The organism is Cellulomonas endophytica, from assembly GCF_004123805.1.
Lineage (GTDB): Bacteria > Actinomycetota > Actinomycetes > Actinomycetales > Cellulomonadaceae > Cellulomonas > Cellulomonas endophytica.
The window spans coordinates 1-1,924 of sequence record NZ_RWJX01000159.1 but is presented as its reverse complement, the minus strand read 5'-3'; the positions used below and the strand labels follow the sequence as shown (position 1 = coordinate 1,924).

Below are 1,924 nucleotides of genomic sequence, written 5' to 3'. Positions count from 1 at the left end.
CGCGGGACCCGCCCGCCGCCGGCACCGCGCCGGCGTCCTCGTCTCCGGGCGCCCCGACGGGGGACGGCCGGCCGGGCGGTGCCGCGCGGCGCAGGGGTGAGGCGGGCGCGTCGGGCGGGCGCACCGCCCGGCCGCCCGGCAGGATGCGCCCCGAGAGGAGGTCCCGTGCACCCCGTGATCCGTCCGTCCCGGCCGCTGCCGGCACCGCGCCCGCCCAGCCCGCCGCGCGCCGGCCGCGCGTCCGCGCCCGTGGCCGCGCCGGTCGTGCCCGCCGGCGTCCACGAGGGCCCCCGGCCCCGTCCGACCGGCCCGGAGGGCTGACGGTGGCCGCCTCCGACCGGGAGTCCGTGCTGCGGACGGCCGGGACCCTCCCGCTGAGCACGCTGGCCCGGCTCGCCGCCGCGCGCGCCGCCGACCCGGCCACCGCCCGCACCGCGCGGGCCGTGCGGGCGGCGCTCGCCGCGCAGCACCCCGCGCAGGTGCACGCCACCGTCCGGGCGCTCGCGACCACCCGCGCCCTGCACCGGCCTGCCGGTACCCGGCACGACGTCGCCGACGACCGCGTGGTCCTCGTCGTCCTGGGACGGGCCGCCGCGGTCGTGAGCGCGGTGCTGGCGGCCCTCACCGCCGGGCTCGCCGCCGCCGGGCAGCGGGGCTGGGGCTCGGTGACGGTCCTCGTCGTGGTCGCCGTGGCGTGCGTGGTCCTCGCGCACGAGATCGGACGCGTCGTGGCGCAGGACCGGGCGGCCGCGCTCGCCGAGCTCGCGGACGCCGGCCGCGCGGGCTGGACGGCCGTGCTGGACGCCGCGCTCGCCGCGGACCTCGTCGAGCACCTGGACGAGCCCCGGGCGCGCCTCCTCGGCGGCCCCTGGGTCCAGCACGTCGGGCCCCTGCCCGTCCCCGTGCGGCAGGACGCGGCCTCCCCGGTCGCCGCGGTCGTGACGGCGCTGGGCCCGGCAGCGGCCGCCGGTCGTGGGGCCCCCGGCACCGCGCTCGTCGTCGGGGCGCGGCGGTGACCGGCGAGGACGGGCGCGGGGGCGCCGGCACCTCCCGCGCGGCGGACGGCGCCGGGGCGCCCTCGTCCGACCTCGGACGGTTCGTCGCGGCGCAGGACGAGGGCGGCACCTGGGAGCGCGCGCTCGGCGAGCTGCGCCGGGGCCGCAAGACGACGCACTGGATGTGGTTCGTCCTGCCGCAGCTCCTCGGTCTCGGCACGAGCCCCACCGCGGTGCGGTACGGGCTGCCCGGGCTCGCGGCGGCACGGGCCTACGCGGCGCACCCGGTCCTGGGGCCGCGCCTGCGCACCGCCGTGGGGGCGCTGGCGGACCTGCCGGCGACGGCCGGACCCGTCGAGGTGCTCGGACCGGTCGACGCGGTCAAGCTCCGCTCCTGCCTGACCCTCTTCGCCGTCGCCGAGCCCGACGAGCCGCTCTACGCGGCCCTGCTCGAGCGCTGGTACGACGGCCGGCCCGACCCGGCGACGCTGGACCTCCTCGGGGACGCGACCTCCTAGGGCAGGTCCTCGGGGGCGCGCGCCGGTCCGTCGCGGCCGTCGGCCGGGGCCTCCCCGAGCAGCTCCGCGGCCGCGACGAGGGCCGCCGCCGCGGGACGCGTGGCGCGGAGCAGGGTCTCCGTCGCCGTCCGGTCGAAGGCGCGCACGAGCGCCGACAGGGCGGCCCGGACCGCCGGTGCGTCCGCGACGCGGTCCGGGTGGGCCACCGCGGCGGCGTACAGGGGCAGGCCGTCGGCCAGCCAGGAGGCGCGGTGCGCGAGCAGGACGAGGTCGACGACCTCCTCGCCCGGCCCGGGGGACGCGCCGGGCGAAGCGCCGGCGCGCGCGCCTGCCGCGGTGCGGGCCAGGTGGGCGCGCACGGCGCCGGTCGCGGCCGCCAGCGTGCGCCGGTCCCCCTCCGGCAGCGGCGGC

2 protein-coding genes and 1 pseudogene are annotated in these 1,924 nt (G+C 82.4%); 2 read left to right on the top strand and 1 reads right to left on the bottom strand.

Annotated elements, in window-relative coordinates:
• Nucleotides 1–323: 323 nt before the first annotated feature.
• Entirely contained in the window at nucleotides 324–1,016 is a 693-nt protein-coding gene (locus EJA20_RS18425; protein WP_129339947.1) for a hypothetical protein, read from the top strand.
• Entirely contained in the window at nucleotides 1,013–1,513 is a 501-nt protein-coding gene (locus EJA20_RS18420; RefSeq protein ID WP_129339946.1) for a DUF1810 domain-containing protein, read from the top strand. Before EJA20_RS18425 ends, EJA20_RS18420 begins: the two co-directional genes overlap by 4 nt.
• On the opposite strand, the pseudogene EJA20_RS18940 reads toward EJA20_RS18420, so the two are convergent.
• Nucleotides 1,510–1,924, bottom strand: a pseudogene (locus tag EJA20_RS18940) (hypothetical protein); the annotation flags it as partial. The gene EJA20_RS18420 and the pseudogene EJA20_RS18940 sit on opposite strands and share 4 nt — an antisense overlap.